Genomic DNA, 25,805 nt, shown 5'->3' with positions numbered 1-25,805 from the left:
AAAGGTCGGTTTCGGCGCAATGGCGACGAAAGACCGAACTAGGGCTGCCAGACCAGCTGGCGCAGTTCGGATGCCGCGTCGCTGTCGGTGTCGTACACCCGCACGATGGCCTCATCGCCGGGCTGCAGGTAGGTCGACTCGCCCAGCTTGGTGTACCGCGTCGCACCGATGCCGATGAGAACTCGCTTCGGGTGCCCGGATGCGACCATCAGCGCGCCGACATCCTCCAAAGGTGTATCGGGAGAGCCTTTTTGGTTCGCCAGTCGTTCGACGATCCAGTCCAGCAACACCTCGCCGTAGTACGAGTAGCCCAGCAGTGGGCTGTCCACTCCGTACTCGTGATGCACACCGTCGGCAGTCCGTAGATGGCACAGCAGCCGCAGCGTCGCGGTCGGGCCGTCCGGGGTGAGGTCGCTGATGTCGAAGAACTGGTGCGCAACGCCTTTGGACGCCGGCCCCCAGTTCTTCTTGTGGCTGATCTTGGCTGCGTTGGGCCGGCGGATCGAGCAGTCGTTGAACGCGCCGAGCGCGAACGGCCGCAGTGTGACGACTGTGTCGCCCTCCCACACCACGTCACAGGCCAACCCCACCTCGGGCTCGATCTGCAGGTTCAGCGGGCCGTCGGCCTCCGTCGTCTTGGGCACCATCAAGGCGTCGTGGGACAGCGGAAACTCGCCCAGGAAACTGTCGTGCCCGGGCGCGTACCACGGGAAGATTCCCTTCGGGGCGGCACCTTCGCTGGCTACGTTTACGAAATCGACTGCCTCACCGGCCTGTTCGAGGTGTCCGGCGAAGTTACCGGCCACACCGAAGCCGAACCACCCACGCACCTCATCGAGGTCGAGTTCGATCACGGTTGCAGGACCTCCGTCCCAACGTAAGGCACCAGGGCCGCGGGTACACGCACGCTGCCGTCAGGCTGCTGATGGTTCTCCAGGATCGCGACCAGCCACCGCGTTGTGGCCAGCGTCCCGTTGAGCGTCGCCGCGGTCTGCGGCTTGCCGTTCTCGTCGCGGTATCGGGTGGCCAGCCGGCGGGCCTGGAACGTCGTGCAGTTCGACGTCGAGGTCAGCTCGCGGTAGGCCTGCTGGGTGGGAACCCAAGCCTCGCAGTCGAATTTGCGTGCTGCCGACGAGCCGAGGTCACCGGCGGCCACGTCGATCACCCGGTAGGGCACGTCGATGAGCTCGAGCATTTGGCGCTGCCAGCCGAGCAGCCGCTGGTGTTCGGCCTCCGCCTCCTCGGGGCGGCAGTAGACGAAGCCCTCCACCTTGTCGAACTGGTGCACCCGGATGATGCCGCGGGTGTCTTTGCCGTAGCTGCCGGCCTCACGCCGGAAACACGACGACCATCCGGCGTAGCGCAGCGGACCGCCCGAGAGGTCGAGGATCTCGTCGGAGTGATAGCCCGCCAACGGCACCTCCGAGGTACCGACGAGATAGAGGTCGTCGTCGGCGAGGTGGTAGATCTCGTCGGCGTGGGCGCCGAGGAATCCGGTCCCGGCCATCACCTCGGGGCGCACCAGCACCGGCGGGATCATCAGCGTGAAGCCGTTCTCGGTTGCCACCCGCACCGCCAGCTGGAGCAGCCCGAGTTGGAGCAGCGCGCCGCGGCCGGTCAAGAAGTAGAACCGCGATCCCGAGACCTTGGCGCCGCGCTCCATGTCGATGAGCCCCAGCGACTCACCGAGCTCGAGGTGGTCCTTCGGGTTCTCGATCTCACGAGGCCGGCCCACCACGTCGAGCACGACGAAATCGTCCTCACCACCAGACGGGACGCCGGGGATGATGACGTTCTGAATGCCCATGTGCGCAGCCGTCATCGCAGCTTCGGCTTGAGCCTGCTCGGCTTCAGCCGATTTCACCTGCGCAGCAAGTTCTTTGGCGTTCTCGAGCAGAGCCGGACGATCGTCGGGGGACGCCGAACCGACCTTCTTGCTGGCGGCCTTCTGCTCGGCGCGCAGTGAATCGGCCCTTGATATCGCCGCCCGGCGCGCCGTGTCGGCGTCCAGCAGGGCATCAACGAGGCCCGGATCCTCACCACGGCTGAGCTGAGACCGCCGTACCGCATCGGGGTCGTCGCGCAGCAGTTTCAGGTCGATCACGCCCTGAACCCTAGCTAGTCGGCCTCAGCCATGCGCCGGCCCCTCCGGCTCACGACACAGCACAACCACATAACATTACAACTGCATCACTTGTCACACGCCGCGCCGCGCCTGCCACAATGGAGGGCGATGCTGCAGCTATCCGAGCGCGACGACGTGACGCCTGACCAGCCCGAACCGGGCACATCAAGGCGAACGTTCCTCGGCACCTTCCAGGCCACGTCCACCCGACGGGCCCTGCTACTGACCGCGCTCGGCGGCCTGCTGATCGCGGGCGTCGTCACCGCGCTGCCGATCGGCTACAACAACCGGCTGGCCGGCTATGCCGGGTCCAACCCCCTCTCAGGTGCCAAGGGCACGGCGGCCTTCGCCAACGCCAAATCCGGCAGCTGCTTGACCTGGGACAAGAATCCCGACGCGGCCACCATCGTCGACTGCGCTGGCGACCACAAGTTCGAGGTTGCCGAATCCGTCGACATGCGCACCTATCCGGGTACCGAATACGGCCCCAACGCCGCGCCGCCGAGCGCCGCCCGCATCCAGCAGATCAGCCTGGAGCAGTGCCAGCCGGCCGTTGAGCGCTACCTGGGCGACAAGTTCGACCCGAACAGCAAGTTCACGATCAGCATGCTGTGGTCGGGTGACAAAGCCTGGAAGCAGGACGGCGAGCGACGCATGCTGTGCGGCCTGCAACTGCCGGGAACCGACAACCAGCAGATCGCCTTCAAAGGACGGGTGGCCGAGGTCGACCAGTCGAAGGTCTGGCCCGCCGGTACCTGCCTCGGCATCGATCCGCCCACCAACCAGCCCACCGACATCCCCGTCGACTGTGGCGCGCCGCACGCCATGGAGGTCACCGGTGCGGTGAACCTCGCGGAGAAGTTCTCCGCCGGCCTGCCGTCGGACGCCGACCAGGACGCCTTCATCAAGGACGCATGCACCCGGATGACCGACGCCTACCTGGCCCCGGTGCAGCTGCGCTCGACCACTCTGACACTGATCTACAGCACGATCTCACTGCCCAGCTGGACCGCCGGCAGCCACCAGGTGGCGTGCAGCATCGGCGCGACCCTGGGCAACGGCGGCTGGGCCACGCTGATCAACCCGGCCAAGGGCGCGCTGCTGATCAACGGCATGCCGCCGATCCCGCCGCCGGACATTCCGTCCGAACGCCTGAATCTCCCGTCGATTCCGCTGTTGCCCGACGTCCCGACGACAACGTATTCGCCGTCGGCCACCGACAGCAGTAGCCAGTCCAGCCAGTCCACCCAAACCCAGCACCTCCCGCAGCAGTCGACCGCGACCGCGACTCAGACCCAGACGCCGAGTTCGACCGCCGCACCCACCACCCCGGCAGCGGTGCCTCCCCCGGCCGACGGCAACGTGGTCAACGGTGAGCCCGTGCCCGCGCAAGCCCCGCCGCCGCCCCCCGCCGACGCACCGCCCATGGATGGCCCCCCGGCACCCGCGGGGCCGCCACCCGGACCCGCCGACGTCCCTGTCCCACCGCCGGCCTAGTGCCCGTCCGGATGGATCCGGCACGGTTCGAGGAATTGGTCGGCGACGCACTGGATCTGATTCCGCCCGGGCTGGCCAAAGCGATCGACAACGTCGTCATCATGGTCGAGGACCAGCACCCCGACGACCCTGACCTGCTGGGGCTCTACGAAGGCATCGCGCTGACCGAACGCGATTCCAGTTACGCCGGCTCACTTCCCGACACCGTCACGATCTATCGCGAACCGCTGCTGGACATGTGCGACACCGAGGCCGACGTGGTCGAGGAGGTGGCGATCACGGTAATCCACGAGATCGCACACCATTTCGGCATCGATGACGATCGGCTTCACGAATTAGGTTGGGGCTGACCGATTTCAGCGGGGCGGGTCACCCTGCCAGGCGAAGCTGTTGACGTACTTGCCCATGTCCTGGGCAATCTGCAGGTTGGCCCCTGACGGCAGGCCGGGGCCGAAATCTGGACCGAACGCGTGGTACGGCCCGACAGCGCCGGCCACCAGCGCCAGATCGTTCTTGACCGCCACCAGCAGAACGGTCCGGATCCGGATGTAGCTGTTGGACGTCCCCTGCGGCCAGGTATCGGCGACCTCGCCGTAACCCGGTTGATAGCCGACCATCGCGTTGGGTATTTCATAGGCGATCTTGGCGTCGGGGAACTTCTGCTTGAGCAGATCACGGGCGATGGTCTGTGGGTCGCGACCTCTTGCGGGTTCGGAAAAGAGTTGCAGCACACCAGTATCGCCACCGGTGAACTTTGCGGTCACACCGTTGCCTGCGGTGGAGATCTCGTAGGCCGAATTCGTCGTCGGATACGACACCGAGAATGAGCCGTCCGCGGCGGTGAAGCGGGGAAGCCCCGTCACGGGTGTGCCCATCGGCGGGGCACCGCATTCCGGCGGGCACATGTAGCGGGGGACCTTCTTGGTGACCGACAGCGACACCCCTACCAGAATCAGAGCGACGACGACAATCCCCGTCATCCAAATCCCGACCGTGCGACTGAATTTGGGGCGGCGCACCTCCGGGGCGACATAGAGGCCGGCCGGCAGCGCATATCCGACGAACTTCTCCTCGCCGGAAGTCGCCGAGGGTGCGGTCACGACCCCTCCGCGGCAACCTGCCGGACCGGGCGCACCTCACGCCGCTCATGGCGCGAAGCGCGCGACGACGCTCGCGTGGCCGCGCCGCACGCCGGACAGAACGCCATGTCGGGAACCACGTGCTGACAATGGATACACAACAGCGGCTCGTCCAGCTCGATCGGATCGTGCGCTTCGTGAAGAAGTGCCAGCTGCAACGCGATTCGCAGCAGAACCAGAGCCACCAATGTCATCACGACGTGGACAGCCAGCATCCGGAGCTGCTCCATCCCCAAGATGTCGGTGACCGCGACCCCGGTGTGAATCACCACGACCACGATCGCCAGCGCGAACAGCACCACACGGGTCCGGCCGGGGTGCTCGTGCGGGTTCGAGTTCTGGCCCTTGAACCACAACGCGATACCGATCATCCCGCCCGCGACCGCAGCGGTGAGCGGAATCGTCACCCCGCACAGCAGCGCCTCGACGAGCAGCCCCTTCAGCGGACGATCGCGCGCCAACAGCCCGGTGGCGAACTGCGGTGCCAGCCGGGTCAGGGTCGCACCCGCGGCGAACATCAACGCGGACAGCGCACCGACGACGAACCCGTCCAACGACTCTCGGGAGTTCGGCCGCAGCAGCCGCACCAGGACCGTCGGCACCAGCATCAGGATCATCCCGCCGACGGGGATCATCATGCCTTCGCGCACGAGGTGGTGAATCGCCATGCCGGCGGCCATCGGCACGCCGTAGGCTCGGGCCACCATCTGCCCGGTCAACAGTGTCCAGCCCACGCCGAGCGCTGCGCCCAGCGTGCCGGCCAGCAGCATTGCCCAGGTGGACATGTCGCGGTACACCGCTGATTCGGCGAGGTACAGCACGAACAACAGCGGCAACCCGAGCGCGGCAACGGTGATCAGCGCGGCGGGCATCTTCACGACGGCGAACAAAACGAGGCCGACGAGCACCAGTGCCAGCCCCACCCGGAACGGCGTCCGGGATCGCTGCGGCAGGTGCGGAAACAGTGAGCTGGCGATCGCCGGCAGCAATACGCTCTCCCCCGGCGATGCACCGAACGTGTCGCCGCGCAGCCTGCCCAGCCAACGCGGTCCGCGGTGGGGTTCGTCGGACGCGTGCGCGCCGCAGTAGCCGCAGAACGCCCCGGCGGGGACGTCGATCTGACAGACCGAACATTCCATCGTCGGAACGTCGTCGATGCCGCTTTCCGGCGAACTCATCCGACCACCTTCTGGGTCACAAGAATATTCTGCGCCAGGTTCTCGACATTGGGTGTGCCCAGCCCGGTCACCAGGTCGTAGCCCGGTCCGGCGTTGGCCACCGCGTTACCGCCGAGCACCACATCACGAAAGGCGGGCAGTGGTGTGCCCTGGGCGATCGCGTAGAGCACCGGGTTGATGTTGCCGATCAATGAGCCGCCCTTGTCGACCACGAACTCGTTCATCACGGCGGTCAACCCGGCCCAGATGGGCGCCGCCAACGAGGTGCCGCCGCCCACTATCACCTGCTGGTTGAACACGATCTGCACGCCGGTGAAAGGGTCGGCGACGGCGGCGATGTCGGGGGTCAGCCGCTTGCCGTCGCCCTTGGGGGCGCTGAGGTGCTGCTGCCACTCGGGGCGCTCGAAGAGCGCCGACACACCGCCGCCGGTGCCCTGTGAGAGCGGCGCGTCGAACCAGGACTGCTCGGCCAGCCAGTCGCCCTTGTCGTCGGTGGACACCGTCGTGCCGCCGACGTCGGTCATCTCCGGCATCGAGGCGACGGCGTCCAGTCCGACGTCGTTGTCACTCGGCGGTGACGACCATTCGTCACCACCCTTGCAATCAAGCCCGGCCAGGTCGCCGCTGGCATCGAAAGCTGTTGTGCCCGAACGATGCGCGGACGTCAATGCTGCGCGCACCGGCACCAGGTCGGCGGCGGTGATGAGCTTGTCGCAGCCCCAGCCGATGGAGAAGCTCCACACTGCGCCCGGGTAGGTGCGTTCGGTGTCCTCCATGAGTTTGGCGATCTTTTCGTATGAGCCGTCACCCTCGACGGTCGGCCGCGCATTGACCAGCACCTTCTTGGCGTCCGGGGCGATCGCGTGGATGGCCTCGAGGTCCATGGTCGCCTCGCCGCGCCGCGCCGACGGCATGCCACCCACCACGTCCGGGGTGAACTTCGGCAGGTTGAACATCGTCGCGAAGGTGTCGAGGTCGGCTTGGTCGAAGCCGTCGAACGCGAACACCACGACCGTGGTGCCCTTGCCGGTGTAGCCCTTGTCGTGCAACGGCATTGCGTTGTAGGTGCGCAGCAGTGCGCTGGGGCTCAGGCCTTGGTCGGGGACCTCCAGCGGCAGCATCCAGACCTTGGACTCGCGGTGCGGCGTGTAGCCGAGGATGCGGCCCAGGCCGGCGACCTCCACGCTGAGCGACTGAGGTACCGACGGCTGCTGGGGTGAGGCGTAGAACACCTGGCCCCGCTTGCCCCGGTAGTCGTGCACGTCGACATCGAATGCGCCGGATACCGCGTCGGGCGCGCCTTCGAGGATCGCCCAGCTGTCGCCGGGGCGCCAGCGCACTGAAAGGTTCTGTTGGACAGCCCATCCCATCAAGAGGTCGGGCCGAGAATCGTCACGCAGCGCAGCAGTCAGCTGAACGTGATCGGTGCGCGCCGGGCCGAGGTCGACCGAACTGGCGAGCAGAGACGCGTACGGGCCGCTGATCGCACCGATGTCGGCGGGTGCCGGTGGACGGTGCAGATCAGCGACCAGTACTACGGCAGCGGTCAGCACTCCGAGCAGCCCCACCGCGGACAGCGCCCGGAGGCGGTTGACCCCGATCATTGTCGGCGGCGGGTGGCTGCGGACGGATACCGACCGAACGGCTTAGTTACCGCCGGTGATGACGTTGCCGGGCAGCGCGGTCGGAGCCGGCGGCGCCTTGACCGTCGGCGTGAAGGAGTTGGCCCCACCAGGCGATACAGCCTTCTCGGTGGGCGACGGCGCAGGAGCGCTGGTGGTGGTCGGCGTGGTGCTTTCCGGCGCCTTTTCCTTGTCCTTACCGCAAGCGGTCAGCGTGCCCATCCCGACAATCGCGAGGCCGCCAGCAAAAAGCGCAATCTGCCGAGTCAAACGACCTGACATCATGTTCAGTCCTTACTTCGTGTTGCCGGGGTTGATCATCGAATTGCTGGCTGGCCCGGCAGTTAACCAGCCCACCCCCGAAGGGCCGAGGACACTCAAGATATCTCACCACACCAGCTATTGCATAGCTAATTTCGCGACGGGCGAAAATTAGCTTGCTGGCACCAGCGTGGCAACCACTCCGTGTCGGACCGCAATGCTATGAACGAACCATGGATTCGAGTTGCCGAGAATGCGCTGCTGGCCTGGCACATTGCCACGGTACCTTGATCGTCCACGACCTGCATCGCGGCGAGTGCACAGAGCCGGATTGCGACGGCCCCGAACTGGTACTCCACCTGTTGGTGATCGATTGCGACGCGGTCGGGTGTGCGTGCTCCCAGCAAACGAGTCACTCGTTGGCTGTGTGAGGTCTTCTCAGCCCATCGGGTCGATCGATTCGAGGGCATCTTCGATCGGATGTGCGTCCGGCTCCGGGTAGAACGGCGGGCTGAGCGATCCCCACTGCACGCAGCTCCACCGGCCGTCGGTGATCGGCGCCAAGACCACCGACTCGGCGTTGGCCAGATGGTGGTCGAGAACGAAGCTGCTCTCCACCCCCGCCAACGTCGCCGCGATCAGCCGGATCGCCGCCCCATGACTGACCACGACGATGTCGTCGGTCCAGGCGTGGTCGTCCAGGTAGCGCAGCCGCAGATCCGTGATCGACGGAAGGTAGCGCTCCAGCACATCGTTGGCACTCTCACCGCCGGGCATGGGCACTGCCAGTTCCCCCTGATGCCAGCGCTGGTAAATGGCATTGAACTCGGCGATCGCATCGTCGTCGTTGCGGTTCTCCAGCTCGCCCGCCTGCACTTCGTGGATGCCCTCGAATTCCTCCGCGGACAGCCGGAACTGCGCACCGATCTCCTCGGCGGTCTGGGCGGCGCGCCGGGCGACCGAGTGCACCAGCAGCCCGGGACGCCGAGCGCGGGACAGGGCGAATTCGCGCGCCTGGTCCCGGCCGAGGTCGGTCAGGTCCGCACCGGGTGGCCGGGTGTCGAGGCGGCGTTCGACGTTGCCGTGCGATTGCCCGTGCCGCAGCAGAATCAGACGCCCACTCATGCCGGGTCACCTTCCCGCAGCCGGATCAGCCAACGATCCGCTTCATCCGGTTGGGGCGGTGTCGCACCGGTCGCCGATTCCGTCGGCCACGACCCCAGGAAGCGCACGTCGGCGCAGCGGCGATGCAGCGCTTTGAGCGCCTCGGCCACCGCAGAGTCGTCGATGTGGCCAACGCAATCCAGGAAAAACACGTAGGTGCCCAATTCGACTCGGGTGGGCCGGGATTCGATCCGGGTCAGATCGATGTCCCGGATGCCGAACTCGGTCATCGCCGATACCAGCGCCCCGGGGGTGTTGTCGATCCGCAACACCACCGACGTGCGGTCGGCGCCGGTGCGCGGGGGCGGCGGGCCGGGCCTGCCGACCAAGACGAACCGCGTCCGGGCGTTGGGCTCATCGACCACCCCGTCAGCCAGCGTGTCCAACCCGTAGCGCTGCGCAGCCAGCGCGGTGCTGACACCGGCGTCGGCGCGGCCTGCGGCCACCTCCTGAGCGGCGGCGGCGTTGGAGTGGGCCGGAACCAGCTCCGCATCCGGTAGATGTTCACTCAGCCAGCGGCGTACCTGCGCGGCGGCGATCGGAAACGCCGCAACGGTCCGCACGGCGGCACGGTCCTGGCCGTCACGCACCACGATGCTGAATGCGACATCGAGGGTGAGCTCGGCGTAGATCTGCAGCGGAAGACCGGTCGCCAGGCTGTCCAGGGTTGGCAGCACACTTCCCTCGATCGAATTCTCGATCGGCACACAGGCGAAATCCGCCGTGCCGGCGCGGACGGCGGCCAATGCAGCGGGGGTGCTGTCTGTCGGCTCGGGCTGCGCGGCACCGTCACCCGGAACTACTCCGGCCGCGCACATTTTGAGCAGCGCCGCTTCGGTGAACGTGCCCTCGGGACCGAGGTAGGCGATGCGGGCCACGGATCAACCCTATCGGTTCTGTCTTGCGGGAAAGCCTTGCGCGACCCCCATCCGATAGTTAACTTAGGCTTACCTCACTAACCGGAAGGTGCGCGATGACCTCAGCGACGCTCACAACACCAACCACCGCCGAACGCGTCCGCAGTGCTTGTGCGCGGGCGGCCGGCGCGATGCTGGTCGCCGACGACGTCGCCCCCGCAACCACCCCCCTGCACCACCTCCTGCCCGGCGGTTCCTTCGCAGTCAGCCTGGACGCCGACTCAGCGCTGGCCACCCGTGCCCGCTGCGCTGGTGCCGACGGCATCGCCGCGGTACTCGAGCTCACCGATTACGCCCCGCTGCCATTGCGGGAGCCGGTGCGTTCGCTGGTGTGGATCCGCGGCCGGGTCCAGAGCGTGCCTTGTCACGCCGTGCGCACGATGGTCGACATGATCGCGACCGACCACCCCAACCCGGCACTGCTGGACATCGGGTCCGGCCAGGCGCTGTTCCTGCTCGAAGTGGAGTCCGTCGTCGTTGCCGATGCCGCGGGCGCCGAAACCGTCGGTCTGCACGAGCTGCTGACGGCACAGCCGGATCCGTTCTGCGAGTTCGAATCGGCCTGGTTGCAGCATCTGGACAACGACCACCCTGAGGTCCTCGCAAGGCTGGCCGGCAAGCTGCCCGCCCAACTACGCCGCGGGCGGGTGCGCCCGCTCGGCCTGGACCGCTACGGCGTGCGGCTGCGCGTGGAGAGCACCGACGGTGATCATGACGTCCGCCTGCCGTTCGGCGCCCCGGTGCACGACGTCCCCGCGCTGGGTCGCGCGATCCGGCTGCTGATGGGCTGCCCGTTCGTCAACGGGCTGCGCGCCCGGCGCATGTAGGGCCGTTACCGTGTCGGGGTGAGCGCCCCCCGCGACGACTTCCTGGCCACCGACCGGCGCGGGCTGCGCATCGAAATCGGCGTCATGCTCGCGGTCACGTTCGGTGTCAGCGCTGTCACCGCGATACTGCAATTGCTCGACGGTGTCCTGTCCGGACTGGCCGGACGCCGGGTTCGGTTGAACCCCAACCTGTCTCGTTACGACCTGATCAACCTCGGCCTGAATCTGGCCTCCGTCGCCCAGCTGGTGGCCTGGGGCGCGCTCGGCCTGTATCTGTTGTGGCGCAGCGGAATCAGCCCGGCGCGGGTCGGGCTCGGCCGGCTGCGCTGGCGTTCAGACGTCCTGGGCGGTCTGGGCCTGGCGGCGCTGATCGGCATTCCCGGCCTGCTGCTCTATCTCGCCGCGCGCTGGCTGGGGATGAATGCCCAGGTCGAGCCGTCGGCACTGCACGACAGCTGGTGGCGCATCCCGGTACTGATCTTCTCCGCGTTCGCCAACGGTTTCGCCGAGGAAGTGGTGGTGGTCGGGTACCTGATCACCCGGTTGAAGCAACTGGGGTTCAGCCAGAACCGCGCGGTCCTGGTATCGAGCGTTCTGCGCGGGATGTACCACCTGTACCAGGGGTTCGGAGCGGGTCTGGGCAACCTGGTTATGGGTCTGGTCTTCGGCTATGTCTGGTGCCGCACGGGGCGGTTGTGGCCGTTGGTGATCGCACATGGCGTCATCGACACCGTCGCCTTCGTGGGTTACGTCGCACTCGCCGGTCATGTTGGCTGGCTCACGTGACTTCGGCACGTAAATTGACCTGGTGAGCGACGACTGGCGGCCGCGCCCCGCGCCGGATCCGCCGACCGAGCGGATACCGCGTGCCGCACCGCCGCGCCGCGAGCCCTCCGAGGTGATCCGGCGCGAACCCGGCCATCGGCCACCACCACCACCACCACCGCGCCAGGCACCGCCACCCCCACCACCCCGTCAGCCACCACCGCGCCAGGCACCCCCACCCCCACCACCACTTCGGCGACCTCCACCACCCCTGCCGGTAGCACGCCCACCGGTCCCACCGCCGGCTGCAACGGCCCCACCGAAACGTAAAAAGCGTTGGGGCCGAAGGATTTTCGCCACCTTTATCATCGTCGTGCTGCTCGTGGTCGGCGGGCTCGTCGGTGGTGCCATCTGGATCGACACCTCACTGCACCGGGTCACCGTGTTCGACTACGCCGACCGGCCGGCCGCGGGTGCGGGCACCACGTGGCTGCTGGTCGGGTCCGACAGCCGGGCCGGTCTGACCCCCGAGCAACAAGCCCAGCTCGCGACGGGCGGGGACCTCGGCAACGGCCGGACCGACACGATCCTGGTGATTCACATCCCGGGGTTGGGCTCCGGCGCACCGACCACGATGGTCTCCCTGCCACGCGACTCCTATGTGAACATCCCCGGCCACGGCAAGGACAAGATCAACGCCGCCTTCGCCGTAGGCGGCGCGCCGCTGCTGGCGCAGACCGTCGAAGAAGCGACCGGGCTACACCTCGACCACTACGCCGAGGTGGGTTTCGACGGTTTCGCCGTGGTGGTCGACGCGCTCGGCGGTGTCGACGTGTGCCCGGCCGACCCGATCGACGATCCGCTGGCCGGGATCACGTTGCCCGCGGGCTGCCAAACCGTCGACGGGAGCAAGGCGCTGGGCTACGTGCGCACCCGCGCGACGCCGCGGGCCGATCTGGACCGGATGGTGCATCAGCGCGAGTTCATGGCCGCCGTGATGCACCGCGCGAGCAGCCCTCTGGTGTGGCTCAATCCGTGGCGCTGGTACTCGGTGCCGGACGCCGCCGTCGGGTCGCTCACTGTCGACACCGGTGACCACGTCTGGGATCTCGCCCAGCTGGGCTGGGCGCTACACGGCTCGACCACCGCGATCACCGTGCCGATCGGAGAGTTCACCGGAAACGACTCGGGCTCGGTGGTGGTGTGGGATTCCGACGCCGCCGATCAGCTGTTCCAGGCGCTGCGCACCGACTCGGCCATCCCGCAGTCGGTACTCGACGCTCAGCCCTAGTCGCCCTGGACCGCCAGCGGGTTCTGCAGCCAGGCTTTGGTCCGGCCCGGATGGTTGGTGGCGATCCAGCCGACGCCGAGGTCGCGGCAGTACCCGACGTCCTCGTAGTGATCGACCGTCCAGCAGTACATGGCCCGCCCCTGGGCGGCGGCCCGGTCGACGAGTTCGGGATGCTCGCGCAGCGTGGTGATGGACGGGCCGACAGCCGTGGCCCCGACGGTCGTGGCGGCGCTGCCGCCCAGATAGCGCGACGTCTCCCCCAGCAGCACCGTGGGCAGCAACGGGGCGGCACGGCGGATCCGCCAGACCGCCGCGGCCGAGAACGACATCACCACCGCGCGGGACAGATCGGCCGACGCCGGCGCGGCGATGCCGTAGCGATGTAGCAGGGCCAACACCTTGCTCTCCACCAGACCGCCGTAGCGGACCGGATGCTTGGTCTCGATGAACATCTTCACCGGCCGGTTCCAGTCCAGAACCAGCCGGACCAGGTCGTCGAGGGTGAGTAGCCCGGTTCCCTCCGGCGGCTTGTCGGAGCTGGCGCTGCTGTGCCAGGCACCCCAGTCCAGCCGCTTGAGCTCGGCGAGTGTCATCTCGCTGACCAGACCTGTGCCGGTCGAGGTGCGATCCACCCGCCGGTCATGCACGCACACCAGATGGCCGTCGCGCGTCAGGCGGACATCGCACTCGACTCCGTCGGCACCTTCGGCGAGGGCGAGTTCGTAGGCGGCGAGGGTGTGCTCGGGGCAATCGGCCGACGCGCCCCGGTGGGCCACCACGAAGGGGTGCCCGCCGTGCGGTTCGCCGGCCGAGTGCATAGGCCTATGCTGCCGGTTCCCGTTGGTCTGGCTCAACCGCTGGAGGCGTTTCGGATTCGACGGGCCCCGGCTGATCGGGACTGGGCTCGGCCTGTCCGACCATCACCCACCGGTGAAGTGGTCGTTCGACCGGCTTGCGCACGAACGCGTTGAACACCTGCCACAACAACACCAGCACCGCCGCACCCAGCAGGTAGGCGATGACGACCGTCACGGTGTTGTCGGCGATTCCCTGCGGCTTGGTGGTGAAGCTGGTGGCGATCCCGAAGATCGACACCGCGGTGGACAGCACCCACGCGATCCACCAGGCGGCGATCGGTCCACGCAACCGGGCCTGCGACTGTTCGGCATGAGCGAGTTCGATGACGTACACCGGCGCCCACACCAGATTGACGATCGGAACCAGACATCCGGCCCACAGCGCCCAAGCCGGCCGCGGGTCGTCCTGTCCCAGGTGCGCATAGACGGCCGCACGGCGGGTGATCAACCACCACGCCATCACAGCGGCGGTCAGGATCACCGACACGATGGCGGCCAGACTGAGCAACACGCCGAGCCACAGCGCCGCGCCGGCAACCAGCGGGGGCAGCAGCGTCGTCCGATTGATCAACAGCAACACGTAGCGAACGATGTGGATCGCCGCGGCCAGGCCGAAGATGGCGATCGCCGACAGCAACGCGGCGCGGACGGTGACGAGCGCCGGCCCTTCTTTCGCGGAGGCCTCGCCTTCCACGGGGGCCTGCGGGAGGTTGTCGGCGAGGCCCCAGCGCGGGATGTAGGCATACCGGGGCGTCGGTCCGAGATGGCGGCGACGACGGCGCGGCGGCGGGGGCGGCCCGGGCCGGACCGCTATCCAGCGGAATCCCGATGGCAGCCGAGGCGCGCCGGCCTGCGGCGCAGGAGACCGTGTCGGCGGATGTGTGGTGGCGCCCGGGCTCCAGCGCGGATCCGGTGGACCGGTCGGCGGCATCAGGGCCCCGTTGCAGCGGGGACACCAGGCGCGCTGGCGGTCGCGCACGTTCCACCGCGTTCCGCACTGGGAGCACACCTGAATCACGCGGACCAGCCTAGCGAGCGCGCGCGCAAGTTGGACCGACCCGGCAGGCCGTCGTCGAGCCGGAGTTGTGGCACGCAGTGCATGTTCGGTGTTCCGGCACGTGCAGCAATGATCGACTATCCACAGTTTCCACAGGTTTATCCACAGCCCTCGTCACCGGTCAATGGGCGTTGAGCGCACCATCTCGCCATGGAGACGGGCAGTATCTGTGGATAACAGCGCGGCCGTTGGGCGCCCTGATCAACAACTTGGTAACGGGCGAGCGAAATCGGTTGCCACGCTAACCGTCCGATGACGGCCCGCGACGCGCCGAACGACACGCCGACGCATTCGCGCCAACTGTGATCTTCGATACCCCGCACCGCGATACGCCAAACAAAATTTTTGCCGCGCCGGTCAACGTGGTGGGCCAATTTTCCTACCGCTACAGATGGGGTTATGATCGCGCTCACAGTTGATCTGTGACGATTTTCACTAGGGGCGGTAGTTGAACATGCTGGTCAGGACGGTGTGATGGCGTATCAGCAGCCATACCGGGCGCAGTCCGGGTCGCAGCAGTCGCATTGGTATGCCCCGTCTGCGACCTGTAACCGCTCCTACATGCTGGCCGCGCTGCGCGCCGGCGTCATCGCCCTCGTGCTGCTGGGCATCCTCGCCCTGATCGTCCTGTTCTGAGCTCGCGCGCCCGGCGGCGATTTCTCTGCTATTGGCACTCGTGTCCGCTTGCGTGCCACGCGCTACGTGCCGCATCCTGAATCGAACCGACCCACTGTCGAGTCGCACTGGCATACCGAGTGTCGCGGAGGCGAGATGGAAAATGGTTCCGGGCGTTCAGTCGAAGTCGCCCCATTTCATTCTCGTGGTGCCCTCAAGGGCTTTGTGGTTTCCGGCCGCTGGCCGAACTCGACCAAGGAGTGGGCCCAGCTTCTGATGGTCGCCGTCCGGGTCGCATCGCTACCCGGGTTGCTCTCCACGACAACAATTTTCGGCGTCAGGGAGGAACTGCCCGACAAGCCGCAGCCGGGCACCGTCGGCCTGGTGCTTGCCGAGGGCACAGTGGTCGGTGAATCTGCCGTTGCGCCGGGACATTTCGCTGACCGTCAGCCACCGGCACTTCTGATGCTGCACCCCCCGTCAGAGACCACGCCGTCACTGCCGGAATGCACCGGCGCGGCGTCCGGATGCGTTCTGCTGCCCGGCATTCCACATCTGGGCCTGGAACACCGCGCCGCCTGGGTCGAGGCGGAGTCCGACGGCACCATCACCGGCATGGTCAGCCGTGTCGGAGTGGACCCGATCAGCCATCCCGACACGGCGATCCTGGCGATGCTGCTGGCCGCTTAAGGTTGTGAGGGCACCCGAACTTTCCGGAACGGTTCACCAAAGTTATTGCTGCGGTTAGGCTTTCGCGAATCACGAGTTGCGGGCATCGCGTAGCTGCACGTAGAGTTGGCGCCAGCGAAGGGGAGTAGCCCCCCAATCGGACAATCGACATACTGGCCCGGCATGCATCGCGGGCCCGGTTGTCCGGCCGGCGCACATTTACCGGTGGGCGAGACCTTCGGCCGTTAGACCGTTAGTGGTTGTCGGCCGGAGGCATCTATACCGCCCCTGGCAACAGCCACCCGATCGAGGAGTCTCGGGTGCTTGCCGCACTGATCCTGAGTTTCGCCGTCATCTTCGTCGCCGAGTTGGGCGACAAGTCGCAGCTGATGGCCATGACCTTCGCCTTGCGCCATCGCTGGTGGGTGGTGCTGTCCGGCATCACCGTGGCGACCACGGCGGTCCACCTGATCTCGGTCGCCGTCGGGCACTACCTCGGCGCGGCCCTGCCCACGCATCTACTGGGCATCCTCGCCGGCGTCGCCTTCATCTTGTTTGGTCTATGGACGCTGCGTGGCGACAAGCTCTCCGAGGACGAGGCAGGCAAGGCCCAACGCAACAGCGCCCCGGCCTTCTTCGCCGTCACCTCCGCGTTCCTGCTCGCCGAGCTCGGCGACAAGACGATGCTCGCGACGATCACCCTGGCCGCCGACCATGACTGGGTCGGCGTGTGGATCGGTTCGACGATCGGCATGGTCGCCGCCGACGCACTGGCCATCCTCGTCGGCGCGCTGGCCGGCAAGCACCTTCCCGAGCGGTTCATCCAGCTCGGCGCGGCGGCGCTGTTCCTCGTGTTCGGCGTGTCGATGTTGATCGAGGGCGCATTCCCGGCGGCGTCAGGCATCGTCATCGGGGCGATCTCGGTGGCGGTGGTCGCGCTGGCCGCCGTCGCATTGCGGGCACTGCCGCCCCGTCTGCGCCCGGCCGCGCTGCGGTCGACACCCGAGGTGGAACCCATTGCCGACTGTGCCCCTGAGTCGGCGTCGTCAGCGGTCGGTGGAGAGGGCGGCCGGGGAGCAGCCCCGACGCCGCCCGCCGAGTCTGCATAACCGCACTTACAGCAAAGCGGTTTTCGGCAACTGCCCGCTACAGGCTCGGTTGCTCAGGGTACTCTCAGGTTCTTGACTGAGCGATTATCGATCGCGCACTGTGCCAAGACGCGCCCCAGCTTGCTTTTCTTTGCCTAAGGCCCCGCTCCGAGCACCTGTTCACCACGCGAATCTCCCGCGTCGTTGTTTGCCGCATCTCCGAAAAAGCACGCGCGCGTCAATTATCTAGTAGTTTGCACTTGGTTGTCGGCGAATGTGTCGCTACGATGATCAGCAAATAAGCCAACGGAAACGACCGCTCCTGGCGCATGTGGAGGTCAACAAGATGAGCACGACGTTCTCGGCGCGACTGAATCGCCTGTTCGACACGGTGTATCCGCCCGGCCGGGGTCCGCATACCTCCGCGGAAGTCATCGCCGCACTCAAGTCCGAGGGCATCACGATGTCGGCTCCCTACCTGTCTCAGCTGCGTTCAGGCAACCGGACGAATCCGTCATCGACCACCATGACGGCGCTTGCCAACTTCTTCCGTATCAAGCCGGCCTACTTCACCGACGACGAGTACTACGAGAAGCTCGACAAGGAACTGACCTGGCTGGCGAACATGCGGGACGAGGGCGTACGTCGCATTGCCGCACGTACCGTCGGGCTGTCCCCGGAGGCCCAGCAGGACATCGTGACCAAGGTCGACGAGCTGCGTCGTCGGGAACACCTCGACGATTAGCCCGCTGGTCCCGCAACGGGATACTCGGCAACGTTAGATTTCTTTCACAGCGCAACGGTCGGCGTGCTCTGCTCCAACGCGCGGTACTGCCGCGCGATTTCGAGGATCCATTCCCTGTCCGAATAGCTTTCGGGCTGCCCGAGCCAACTCATTCCGGGGAACCGGCCCTGGCCTGCAGGCAGCGCCACGCGCGGTGTCCGGCGGCCCGCATGGATCCACTTCGCGATCGCCATCGCCTGCGCGTCGGGGCTCACACCGGTGCGCTCGACATCGGCCAGCACATCCACCGTGGCGCCGTCCGGCCCACCGGCGCGTAGATGCTCGGCCATGGTGGCCTCCATGTACAACGCGTCGGAAATCAGGGACAACCGCTCGGCCACCCGGAAAACCAATGGCCCGCGCGGCCGTTCACCGATCCCGACTTCCGGCTGCCGCCGCTCGAGCTCGGTCAGCAGCGGGTCGATGAGACGCAGCTCGCGCCGCCCGCCGAACCAGTCCTCGATCGCGGGCAACAGCGATCCGGCCGCCACGATGGCCATCGCCGCGCCCAGCAGCGTCGCCGCAGTGCCCACCCCGACCAGGCGCGAGGTGCCCACTGCCCGGATCAGGAAGAACGCGGTGGCCGCCACCAGCAGTGCGATGCCGATTGTGAACACGAACAGTGCGCGACCGCGTCGGGTCCGATTGGAATGGCGCATGCCCGCCCACAGCACCAGCGTGCAAGCCAGCATCACGTACAACAGCGGCAACAGCCACGGCAGCGAGGTATTGGCCGATCCGAGATTGCGCCGCAGATACTCCTCGGGCGACATCTCCGGCTGTTGACCGGACAGGAAGAACAGCACAAGGCTTGCGACACCGATGACCGCGGCCACGGCGTACTGGGCGGCGGCCATCCGGCGGACGGCGGCCGGGCTACGCGTCGACGCGACGCTGGTGATCATCACGCAGCTGCCCGCCGCGCAGCCGATCAGCGCCATCTGGCTCAACCCGATGGAGATGTTGGACCAGTGCAGCGCGCTGTCGATCAACAGGGTCAGCGGCGGCCAGTTCAACGCGGCGACCGCCGCCAAACTGCCCAGTGCGACGATCATCGCGGAGCTGACCACCGACTGCTTATTGACCAGTGCCCACCCGATGCGCAGGCCGGTGGCCATCCCGAGCAGACCGGCGATCAACCAGACGATCAACCAAACGCCTCTCCGAGGCGAACTTGGACGATCGACGACCGGTCCGACGGTGACCGGCCCAGGCGGTACAGCAGCAGAGCGGCGAAATCCTCGGCCTCCTGCTCGATGTCCTCTCCCCCGGGTCCCATGCATCCCGTGCGCTGGTTGAGCATGTACCCGATGAGGTCGTCGCTGGCCAGTTCGGCGACATCGCGGGCGGCTTCGGTGACCGGAATGCCGTAGTGCCCGAGCACGAGATGCCCGAGTTCGTGGGCCAGCGTGCGGTCCCAGGTCGGCAGACCGTTCTGGATCATGAACACATCGTGATCGGCGTATTGGCGCCACTGTCCGCACACACCGGGCGGCAGGTCGGCCATCGTGACCTCGATGGGACGGCCCCGGTCGGCGCTGACGGCGGCGACCAGCCGGGTCAGTGAGATCTCCCCCTGGCGCGGCGCGAGGTCGAGAACGTCGTTGACCGCAGTCGTGACGCGGCGACTGGCCGACATCTCGTCCCCCTTCCCCGACGGCGGGTTGCGATGCGAACTGCGCTACTGCATGAACCGCGTCGTCCCGGCGGCCCGTACTAGATGGCCGGCCTTCGCCTGGCGGTATCCGAGAAATCCGCCGAGTCCGGTGAGCGCGAGGAGTCCGGCGAAACCGGGTAAGGCTACCGCCGCGACCTCGCCGATCTTGGCATCTTGGAGGTATTTCGGATAGCCAACCCTAGACGACGGCGGCACTTCTGTACCGGCTCCCGTGGACGTGGCGGGTGGCCGCTCACGCGTCGACGGGGATTCCCTCCCGGGCCCGCTTCGTGGGGCCGGCTCGGAACCCGGACCGACCGGCCGCAGCGGCACCTCGAGTACCGGAGGCAGTCCGATCAACGGGGGCATCGTGATGGGTGGCGGTGTCAATCCGCTCGACCCCACCGCGCCGCTCTCGGCGCTGACCACGGGCGGCTCCCCCGGCTCACCCGGCTCCCCGGGCGGCGGGATCGTTCGCGGCGCGGCGTCGATCAGGCCGCCGCTGCCGCCACCGCCGCCACCGGCCTCTGGCGGCGGTGCGATACGCGCGCTCGGCGGAGCTTCGACGCCGACACCGTCCCCTATCGCGGCACGCGGCCAATGCAACGGCGGCAGCGGCGGTAGCGGCGGTAGCGGCGGGAGCACGATCGGCGGGAAATGCGGAAACGGCAGACACGGCCAGCTCGACGGCCCACCGGGATCGCCGGGATGCCAACCGCCGCCCGGAATCTGGCCGGCCGGGGCGAGAACTCGGCGTGGGCCCCTCGCGACGCCGCCGTCCGGCCGGCCTGTGCCCGGGGCGATTCCGCTACCGCCCGGTTTATGCGGCCCGTTGTGTCGACGGCCGCTGCCCGGCCTGACGTTCGGCGAGGTGTTGCTGTCCGGGCCGGGCGCAGCACCTTGCCCGCCGTCGCTGTTACCGACGGTGCCCGGGCCGGCGGCAGCCGGCGTCGCCGCGAACATGGCTCCACCACCGCAGAGCAAACCGCACGCGATCACCCAGCTAATCGCTGCGGCACCCATCGGTGAGCGGTTCACGACGTTCCTCGAGTTAGCGGTGCACGTCGGCGCCGCGTCGGACGGTTGGGGATCATTGTGGCATATCCGCAGGTCGTGATAGGCCTCGTTGAGCCGGGCGATAGGGTTAGCTGACCCGATCGCGAGCGCGTCTCGCCGATCGCCGACGACCTACTCGGGAGGCATCAGGTATGGGCCTGTTCACCAAGCGCAAAAGCCGTGCGACGCGCCGCGCGGAGGCTCGTGCGATCAAGGCCCGCGCCAAGCTCGAGGCCAAGCTGTCCGCACGCAACGAGGTCCGCCGCATCAAGGCCGCCGAGCGGTCCGAGAACAAGGTGCTCAAGGCGCAGCTGAAAGCCGCCCGCGACTCCGACCGGGCTGCGGTGAAAGTCGCCGAGGCGCAACTAAAGGCGGTCCGCGAGGGCAAACTCCTGTCGCCCACTCGGGTGCGGCGCGCGCTGACGGTGTCCCGGCTGCTCGCCCCGGTCATCGTCCCGGTGGCCTACCGCGCCGCGATCGCGGCCCGCGGCATCATCGACGAGCGGCGCGCTGACCGTCTCGGCGTCCCGCTGAGTCAGCTCGGGCAGTTCTCCGGCCAGGGCGGCCAGTTGTCGGCCCGCATCGCAGGCGCCGAGAACTCGCTGCGCATGGTTGCCGAGAAGAAGCCCAAGGACGCCGAGACCAAGCAGTTCGTCGCCGCGATGACCGAACGGCTCAACGCCCTGTCGGCGGCCATCCCCGCCGCCGAGAACATGCCCGGACAACGCCGCCGCGACGCACACGCCGCGATCGCCGAACAGCTCGACGGAATCGACGCCGATCTGATGGCGCGCCTCGGCGTGCTGTGATGGCATTCCGTCGGGTGGCGACCCGCGCAGTGGCCCTGGCCGCGCTGCTGACCCTGAGCTCGTGGACGGTCGCGGCGACCGCCGGCGCGCACGTCCATGTCAGCGCCGATCACGCGGTGCGTGGCGATTACGCGCTGGTGACCTTCCAGGTTCCCAACGAATCCGAAAAAGGCGTTCCGACAACGCAAGTCACGATCACGCTGCCCAACGTCGCATCAGCGAGCACCGATGTGATGGCCGGCTGGACCGCCACCCTGGACCGCGACCCGTCCACCGGTACGTACCGGTCCGTGACGTTCACCGCGACACCGAACGCGGGTATCGGCGTCAGCCAGTTCGAACTGTTTCCGCTGTCGATCAAACTGCCCGACGCCGATTCGGTGTCGTTCCCGGTGACCCAGACCTACGCCGACGGCACGAAAGTGAACTGGGATCAGCCGCCGCTGCCGGGCGGCGGTGAGCCCGAGTATCCGGCCCCGGTGCTGTCGCTGACCGCCGGCCCGCACGAGCCGGAGGAGCACCACGCCGCACCACCGGCGACCGCGAGTCCCTCGGTGAGCGCCGCCCCGGCTGCCGACGCGCAGGCCCCGACACGGGGCGGCGCCGACAACACCGCGCGGGCACTGGCCGGCGGTGCGCTGCTGGTGGCCGCGATCGGCGTCGGCGTCGCATTGGCCCGCCGGCGAACATGACAGCGTTGCGGCGGTTGGTCGCCACGGCGTTGCTGATCACCGCGATGGCGGTGGGCGGCACGGCGGTGGCGTGGGCGCACGCCGTGCGGGTGTCCGCAGACCCGGCACCGGACGCGGTGCTGTCCACGGCACCGACGCGCATCAGTGCCACCTTCAACGAACAGCTGCAGAGCGCCTTCGCCGCGATGACCGTGGTAGGCCCCGACGGAAACCTGTGGTCCGACGGGACCCCGCAGGTGCAGGGCGCAACGGCCAGCGTCGGAGTGCGCCCCCTCGGCCCGGCCGGGTCCTACACCGTGAACTACCGGGTGACCTCGGCGGACGGTCACGTGGTGTCCGGTTCCTGGGCGTTCACGATGACCGTCGCGGGCGGCGGCTCACCGGGCCCGTCCGCGACGCCGTCGACACCATCTGCAGAGCGCGCGCTGCCGGTCTGGCCGTTCATTGTCGGCGCCGCGGCGGTCATCGCCCTCGGGGTGATCTGGTCGCGGCTTCGCCGCACGTGACCCTGGCATGATGGGTGCCACTGCCGGCGACGAGTTAGTGAAGAGGAGCCCACCTGATGGCAGACGCGCAGGACCTGCCCGACGAGGGTCGCGACGCCACGCCGCCGGAGCCGCCGGCTCCGGATACGGCCCCTGAGACGGCTCCCGACAAGGCCGTTGCCAAGAAGCAGCCGGCCAAAAAAGCGCCGGCGAAGAAAGCTGTGAAGAAGGCGCCGGCCAGAAAGGCGCCCGCGAAGGCCGCCGAACCGGCCAAGAAGGCTCCGGCCAAAAAGGCTCCGGCGAAGAAAGTGGCCCCGCCGCCACCGGAACCGGTTGCCGATGCCGCCGCCACCGTTGCGGGTAACGGCTCCGCGCCGCTGGCCGAGGGTGCCCGGGCCGCGGCCTACAGCGCCAAGGCATCGGTGGAACAGGCCACCGACCCGGTCTCCACCCCGGCCATCGTTCCGGCGCCGGAATCGTCGCGTTCCCCGTTGCCGTTCGCGATGGCCTTTGCCGCAACGGTGCTGATCGCCCTGCTGGTGCGCCGGTTGCGCCAGCGGAACGCGGAGTGACCGTGGCGGTCACCTTCCGTCCCACCGCCGATCTGGTCGACGACATCGGCCCGGACGTCCGCAGCTGCGATGTGCAGTTCCGGCAGTTCGGCGCTCGGACCGAATTCGCCGGACCGATCAGCACCGTGCGCTGCTTCGAAGACAACGCACTGCTGAAGTCGGTGCTCTCCGAACCCGGCGACGGCCGGGTCCTGGTGATCGACGGTGCGGCCTCGGTGCACACCGCCCTCGTCGGGGACGTGATCGCCGAGCTGGGTCGCTCCAACGGCTGGGCCGGTCTCATCGTGCACGGCGCGGTCCGCGACGCGTCGACGTTGCGAACCCTCGAGATCGGCATCAAGGCACTGGGCACCAATCCCCGCAAGAGCACCAAGACCGGCGACGGCGAGCGTGATGTGCCGGTCAGCTTCGGCGGCGTCACCTTCACGCCCGGCGATATCGCCCACAGCGACGACGACGGGATCGTCGTCACTTCAGCGGATTAGACCCCCACGGCGACACGGTTCTTGGTGAAGCTCAGCGCGTCGTCGGCGACCTTGCCGTGCCGGATCAGCCGCAGGTCCAGCAGGTAGTTCTGCTTGAGCCGCCACGGTGCGCGGGAGCCGGCCTTGGGCAGCCGGTCCAGCGCCCGAAGAACATAGCCCGGCGTGAAGTCCATCAGCGGGCGTTCCTCGATATCGGCCGACGGCTGGCTCGGAGCAACCCGGTCATATCCGTTGGCGTCCATGTAATTGAGGACGCGGCATACGAATTCGGACACCAGGTCGGCCTTCAGCGTCCAGGACGCATTGGTGTAGCCGATGGTGAATGCCATATTGGGCACGCCGGAGAGCATCATGCCCTTGTAGGCCATCGTGGTGTTCAGGTCGAGCGTATTGCCGTCCATGGCGATTTCGGCGCCGCCGAACAGCTGGAGGTTCAAACCGGTTGCGGTGACGATGATGTCGGCCGCCAGCTCGTGGCCCGAGGCGAGCTGGATTCCCGTCGCCGTGAAGCGCTCGATGGTATCGGTGACCACCTCTGCCCGGCCCTTACGGATCGTGCGGAACAGATCGCCGTTGGGCGCCAAGCACAGTCGCTCGTCCCACACCCGGTAGCTCGGCCCGAAGTGCTTGTTCACGTCGTAGCCTTCGGGCAACCGGCGCTTGGCCATCGTCATCAATTGCTTGCGCATGAAGTTGGGGAACCGGCGGGCCAGGCGGTACTGCATGGACTGGAACACGATGCTCTTCCACCGGTTGGCGACATAGGCGGGTTTGGCGGGCAGCAGTTTGTTCATCCGTACCGCGAACGGGTCGACGTCGGGCAGCGACCCGATGTACGTCGGTGAACGCTGCAGCATCGTGACGTGTTCGGCGCCCGAATTGGCAAGGGCCGGAATGAGAGTCACGGCGGTGGCACCGCTGCCGATGACGACGATCCGCTTGCCGGTGTAATCCAGATCCTCAGGCCAGTGCTGCGGGTGGACGATGGTGCCGGTGAACTCGTCGGAGCCGGGGAACTGCGGCGAGTAGCCCTCGTCGTAGTTGTAGTAACCGCTGCAGGCGAACAGGAACGAACACGTGATGTCCTTCTGCTCGCCATCGGCTTCGACTCGCACCGTCCACAGGTTGTCGGCGCTGGACCACTCGGCGCGGAGCACCCGGTTTCGGAAGCGGATGTGCTTGTCGATGCCGTACTCGCGCACCGTGTCCTTGAGATACGACATGATCGACGGCCCGTCGGCGATCGACTTCTCCGACGTCCAGGGCTTGAACCGGAACCCCAGGGTGAACATGTCGGAGTCCGACCGGATGCCGGGGTACTTGAACAGATCCCACGTGCCGCCGAGATTCTCGCGGCGCTCCAGGATCAGAAAGCTCTTGCCCGGGCAGCGGTCCTGTAGATGCCAGGCGGCGCTGATGCCCGAGATGCCGGCTCCCACGATCACCACATCGACGTGTTCAGTCATGGCGGCGACGTTATCAACACGGTGTTGAATAGGTCAACAGTCTGTCGAAAAAATCAACACGTTGTAAAGTAATGCGCGTGCCTGCTGTCAGCCCGGCCCGCGTTCGCGGGCGCCGCGCCACCCGCCCGTCCGGCGATGATCGCGAAGCGGCCATCCTGCGCACACTCGAGGAGATGCTCACCGAACGGCCGTTCGCCGAGATCTCCGTGGACGAACTCGCCAAGGGCGCCGGCCTGTCCCGGCCGACGTTCTACTTCTACTTCCCGTCCAAGGACGCAGTCCTGGTGCGACTGTTCACCCGGGCGATCACCGCCTCCGGCCCCCGGCAGCAGCAGAGCGCCGAGGTCCCCGCCCAGCGCCGGCAGGCGTGGCGCGACGGCATCTATGCCTTCTTCGATTCGCTGCGCCCGCACCGCGCGGTGGTACTCGCCGGGCTCGGCGTCATGGCCACCAATACCGAACTCCGGGAGGTGTGGTCGGCATTCATGACGGGCTGGATCGACTACACCGCGGCACTGATCACCCGGGAGCGGGAGCGCGGCGCGGCACCCGACACCATCCCGGCGCGCGACCTGGCGACGGCTCTGAACCTGATGAACGAGCGCGTGGTGGTCGCCGCCCAGGGCACCCAGCAGCCCACGCTGGCGGAGGACGCCGCCCTGGAATCCGTCGTCCACATCTGGATCACCAGCATTTACGGCGGGGTCCCGGACTCGGTTTGATTCCG

Annotated in this window: 29 protein-coding genes; 15 read left to right on the top strand and 14 right to left on the bottom strand. The window is 67.5% G+C overall.

The features are described from left to right. Positions 1-38 precede the first annotated feature (38 nt). The gene (locus G6N32_RS00945) at positions 39-854 is read right to left on the bottom strand and encodes a DUF5718 family protein (RefSeq protein ID WP_115317758.1); all 816 of its coding nucleotides are present in this window, start codon (positions 852-854) and stop codon (positions 39-41) included. Next, positions 851-2,104 carry a serine--tRNA ligase gene (gene serS, locus G6N32_RS00940; protein ID WP_115317759.1) on the bottom strand — a complete coding sequence of 418 codons (1,254 nt, stop codon included), beginning with the start codon at positions 2,102-2,104 and terminating at the stop codon, positions 851-853. The genes G6N32_RS00945 and serS overlap by 4 nt, the downstream gene beginning before the upstream one ends. Before the next feature lie 129 nt (positions 2,105-2,233). Between serS and G6N32_RS00935 the strand changes: the two genes are divergently transcribed. Both G6N32_RS00935 and G6N32_RS00930 read left to right on the top strand, forming a co-directional pair. Next, positions 2,234-3,622 carry a septum formation family protein gene (locus tag G6N32_RS00935; protein WP_115317760.1) on the top strand — a complete coding sequence of 463 codons (1,389 nt, stop codon included), beginning with the start codon at positions 2,234-2,236 and terminating at the stop codon, positions 3,620-3,622. Next, on the top strand, positions 3,622-3,972 hold the full coding sequence (locus G6N32_RS00930) for a metallopeptidase family protein (protein WP_115317761.1): 351 nt from the start codon (positions 3,622-3,624) through the stop codon (positions 3,970-3,972). The genes G6N32_RS00935 and G6N32_RS00930 overlap by 1 nt, the downstream gene beginning before the upstream one ends. Before the next feature lie 6 nt (positions 3,973-3,978). Here the strand turns inward: G6N32_RS00930 and G6N32_RS00925 are convergent, their stop codons facing one another. The 6 genes from G6N32_RS00925 to pheA all read right to left on the bottom strand — a co-directional run bounded on the left by G6N32_RS00925 (position 3,979) and on the right by pheA (position 9,864). Beyond that, a complete protein-coding gene (locus G6N32_RS00925; protein WP_115317762.1) occupies positions 3,979-4,722 on the bottom strand; it encodes a hypothetical protein in 744 nt (247 codons plus the stop codon). Then, positions 4,719-5,939 (bottom strand): zinc ribbon domain-containing protein, encoded by a 1,221-nt coding sequence (locus tag G6N32_RS00920; RefSeq protein WP_115317763.1) that lies wholly within the window; start codon positions 5,937-5,939, stop codon positions 4,719-4,721. The genes G6N32_RS00925 and G6N32_RS00920 overlap by 4 nt, the downstream gene beginning before the upstream one ends. Further along, positions 5,936-7,543 carry a S53 family peptidase gene (locus G6N32_RS00915; RefSeq protein WP_115317764.1) on the bottom strand — a complete coding sequence of 536 codons (1,608 nt, stop codon included), beginning with the start codon at positions 7,541-7,543 and terminating at the stop codon, positions 5,936-5,938. Before G6N32_RS00915 ends, G6N32_RS00920 begins: the two co-directional genes overlap by 4 nt. 42 nt (positions 7,544-7,585) lie before the next feature. Continuing rightward, complete coding sequence (locus G6N32_RS00910; protein WP_115317765.1) at positions 7,586-7,846, bottom strand: hypothetical protein; 261 nt, start codon at positions 7,844-7,846, stop codon at positions 7,586-7,588. A gap of 414 nt (positions 7,847-8,260) precedes the next feature. Then, positions 8,261-8,947: a histidine phosphatase family protein gene (locus G6N32_RS00905; RefSeq protein WP_115317767.1), complete on the bottom strand. Its 687-nt coding sequence runs from the start codon at positions 8,945-8,947 to the stop codon at positions 8,261-8,263. Beyond that, complete coding sequence (gene pheA, locus G6N32_RS00900; RefSeq protein WP_115317768.1) at positions 8,944-9,864, bottom strand: prephenate dehydratase; 921 nt, start codon at positions 9,862-9,864, stop codon at positions 8,944-8,946. Before pheA ends, G6N32_RS00905 begins: the two co-directional genes overlap by 4 nt. Before the next feature lie 95 nt (positions 9,865-9,959). Here pheA and G6N32_RS00895 point away from each other — a divergent pair, with 95 nt between their 5' ends. The 3 genes from G6N32_RS00895 (at position 9,960) to G6N32_RS00885 (ending at position 12,786) form a co-directional block, all read left to right on the top strand. Beyond that, the gene (locus tag G6N32_RS00895; protein WP_115317769.1) at positions 9,960-10,730 is read left to right on the top strand and encodes a DUF2470 domain-containing protein; all 771 of its coding nucleotides are present in this window, start codon (positions 9,960-9,962) and stop codon (positions 10,728-10,730) included. Between the two features lie 18 nt (positions 10,731-10,748). Further along, positions 10,749-11,516 carry a CPBP family intramembrane glutamic endopeptidase gene (locus tag G6N32_RS00890; protein WP_115317770.1) on the top strand — a complete coding sequence of 256 codons (768 nt, stop codon included), beginning with the start codon at positions 10,749-10,751 and terminating at the stop codon, positions 11,514-11,516. Positions 11,517-11,589: 73 nt separating this feature from the next. Next, positions 11,590-12,786: an LCP family protein gene (locus tag G6N32_RS00885; RefSeq protein ID WP_115318917.1), complete on the top strand. Its 1,197-nt coding sequence runs from the start codon at positions 11,590-11,592 to the stop codon at positions 12,784-12,786. Here the strand turns inward: G6N32_RS00885 and G6N32_RS00880 are convergent. After that, positions 12,783-13,604, bottom strand: coding sequence for a glycerophosphodiester phosphodiesterase (locus G6N32_RS00880; RefSeq protein ID WP_115317771.1), 822 nt, complete (start codon positions 13,602-13,604; stop codon positions 12,783-12,785). The two genes, G6N32_RS00885 and G6N32_RS00880, sit on opposite strands and share 4 nt — an antisense overlap. Before the next feature lie 4 nt (positions 13,605-13,608). Further along, positions 13,609-14,661: a DUF4328 domain-containing protein gene (locus G6N32_RS00875; RefSeq protein ID WP_115317772.1), complete on the bottom strand. Its 1,053-nt coding sequence runs from the start codon at positions 14,659-14,661 to the stop codon at positions 13,609-13,611. 513 nt (positions 14,662-15,174) lie between these two features. On the opposite strand from G6N32_RS00875, the gene G6N32_RS28410 reads away from it, so the two are divergent. The 4 genes from G6N32_RS28410 (at position 15,175) to G6N32_RS00860 (ending at position 17,817) form a co-directional block, all read left to right on the top strand. Then, entirely contained in the window at positions 15,175-15,336 is a 162-nt protein-coding gene (locus tag G6N32_RS28410) for a hypothetical protein (protein WP_165760953.1), read from the top strand. Between the two features lie 135 nt (positions 15,337-15,471). Beyond that, positions 15,472-16,005 carry a peptidase gene (locus tag G6N32_RS00870; protein WP_115317773.1) on the top strand — a complete coding sequence of 178 codons (534 nt, stop codon included), beginning with the start codon at positions 15,472-15,474 and terminating at the stop codon, positions 16,003-16,005. A 299-nt stretch (positions 16,006-16,304) separates the two neighbouring features. Then, positions 16,305-17,093 carry a TMEM165/GDT1 family protein gene (locus G6N32_RS00865; RefSeq protein ID WP_115318918.1) on the top strand — a complete coding sequence of 263 codons (789 nt, stop codon included), beginning with the start codon at positions 16,305-16,307 and terminating at the stop codon, positions 17,091-17,093. Between the two features lie 325 nt (positions 17,094-17,418). After that, a complete protein-coding gene (locus G6N32_RS00860) occupies positions 17,419-17,817 on the top strand; it encodes a hypothetical protein (RefSeq protein ID WP_036346519.1) in 399 nt (132 codons plus the stop codon). A gap of 44 nt (positions 17,818-17,861) precedes the next feature. Here the strand turns inward: G6N32_RS00860 and G6N32_RS00855 are convergent, their stop codons facing one another. From G6N32_RS00855 to G6N32_RS00845, 3 genes are read right to left on the bottom strand one after another with little or no spacing between them, the layout of a single operon-like run. Next, a complete protein-coding gene (locus G6N32_RS00855; protein WP_115317774.1) occupies positions 17,862-19,007 on the bottom strand; it encodes a hypothetical protein in 1,146 nt (381 codons plus the stop codon). Then, positions 19,004-19,495, bottom strand: coding sequence for an ImmA/IrrE family metallo-endopeptidase (locus tag G6N32_RS00850; protein ID WP_083123042.1), 492 nt, complete (start codon positions 19,493-19,495; stop codon positions 19,004-19,006). The genes G6N32_RS00855 and G6N32_RS00850 overlap by 4 nt, the downstream gene beginning before the upstream one ends. A 42-nt stretch (positions 19,496-19,537) precedes the next feature. Beyond that, on the bottom strand, positions 19,538-20,476 hold the full coding sequence (locus G6N32_RS00845) for a hypothetical protein (RefSeq protein ID WP_147291963.1): 939 nt from the start codon (positions 20,474-20,476) through the stop codon (positions 19,538-19,540). A gap of 245 nt (positions 20,477-20,721) precedes the next feature. On the opposite strand from G6N32_RS00845, the gene G6N32_RS00840 reads away from it, so the two are divergent. Genes G6N32_RS00840 through rraA form a run of 5 tightly spaced genes read left to right on the top strand, consistent with a single transcriptional unit; the run spans position 20,722 to position 23,612 of the window. Further along, positions 20,722-21,378 (top strand): DUF6474 family protein, encoded by a 657-nt coding sequence (locus G6N32_RS00840; RefSeq protein WP_115317776.1) that lies wholly within the window; start codon positions 20,722-20,724, stop codon positions 21,376-21,378. Next, positions 21,378-22,070, top strand: a complete 693-nt coding sequence (locus G6N32_RS00835) for a YcnI family copper-binding membrane protein (protein ID WP_115317777.1) — start codon at positions 21,378-21,380, stop codon at positions 22,068-22,070. Before G6N32_RS00840 ends, G6N32_RS00835 begins: the two co-directional genes overlap by 1 nt. Further along, on the top strand, positions 22,067-22,576 hold the full coding sequence (locus G6N32_RS00830) for a copper resistance CopC family protein (RefSeq protein ID WP_115317778.1): 510 nt from the start codon (positions 22,067-22,069) through the stop codon (positions 22,574-22,576). The genes G6N32_RS00835 and G6N32_RS00830 overlap by 4 nt, the downstream gene beginning before the upstream one ends. A gap of 56 nt (positions 22,577-22,632) precedes the next feature. Beyond that, a complete protein-coding gene (locus G6N32_RS00825; RefSeq protein WP_115317779.1) occupies positions 22,633-23,127 on the top strand; it encodes a hypothetical protein in 495 nt (164 codons plus the stop codon). 2 nt (positions 23,128-23,129) lie between these two features. Then, positions 23,130-23,612: a ribonuclease E activity regulator RraA gene (rraA, locus tag G6N32_RS00820; protein WP_115318919.1), complete on the top strand. Its 483-nt coding sequence runs from the start codon at positions 23,130-23,132 to the stop codon at positions 23,610-23,612. Here the strand turns inward: rraA and G6N32_RS00815 are convergent. Continuing rightward, positions 23,609-25,078, bottom strand: a complete 1,470-nt coding sequence (locus tag G6N32_RS00815; RefSeq protein WP_115317780.1) for a flavin-containing monooxygenase — start codon at positions 25,076-25,078, stop codon at positions 23,609-23,611. The two genes, rraA and G6N32_RS00815, sit on opposite strands and share 4 nt — an antisense overlap. A gap of 71 nt (positions 25,079-25,149) precedes the next feature. On the opposite strand from G6N32_RS00815, the gene G6N32_RS00810 reads away from it, so the two are divergent. Next, on the top strand, positions 25,150-25,800 hold the full coding sequence (locus G6N32_RS00810; RefSeq protein WP_115317781.1) for a TetR/AcrR family transcriptional regulator: 651 nt from the start codon (positions 25,150-25,152) through the stop codon (positions 25,798-25,800). Positions 25,801-25,805: the final 5 nt, after the last annotated feature.

It is taken from the genome of Mycolicibacterium aichiense, assembly GCF_010726245.1.
Classification (GTDB): Bacteria; Actinomycetota; Actinomycetes; order Mycobacteriales; family Mycobacteriaceae; genus Mycobacterium; species Mycobacterium aichiense.
Note: the sequence above shows the minus strand (reverse complement) of the source record. Positions and strands in the feature narration are given on the sequence as shown.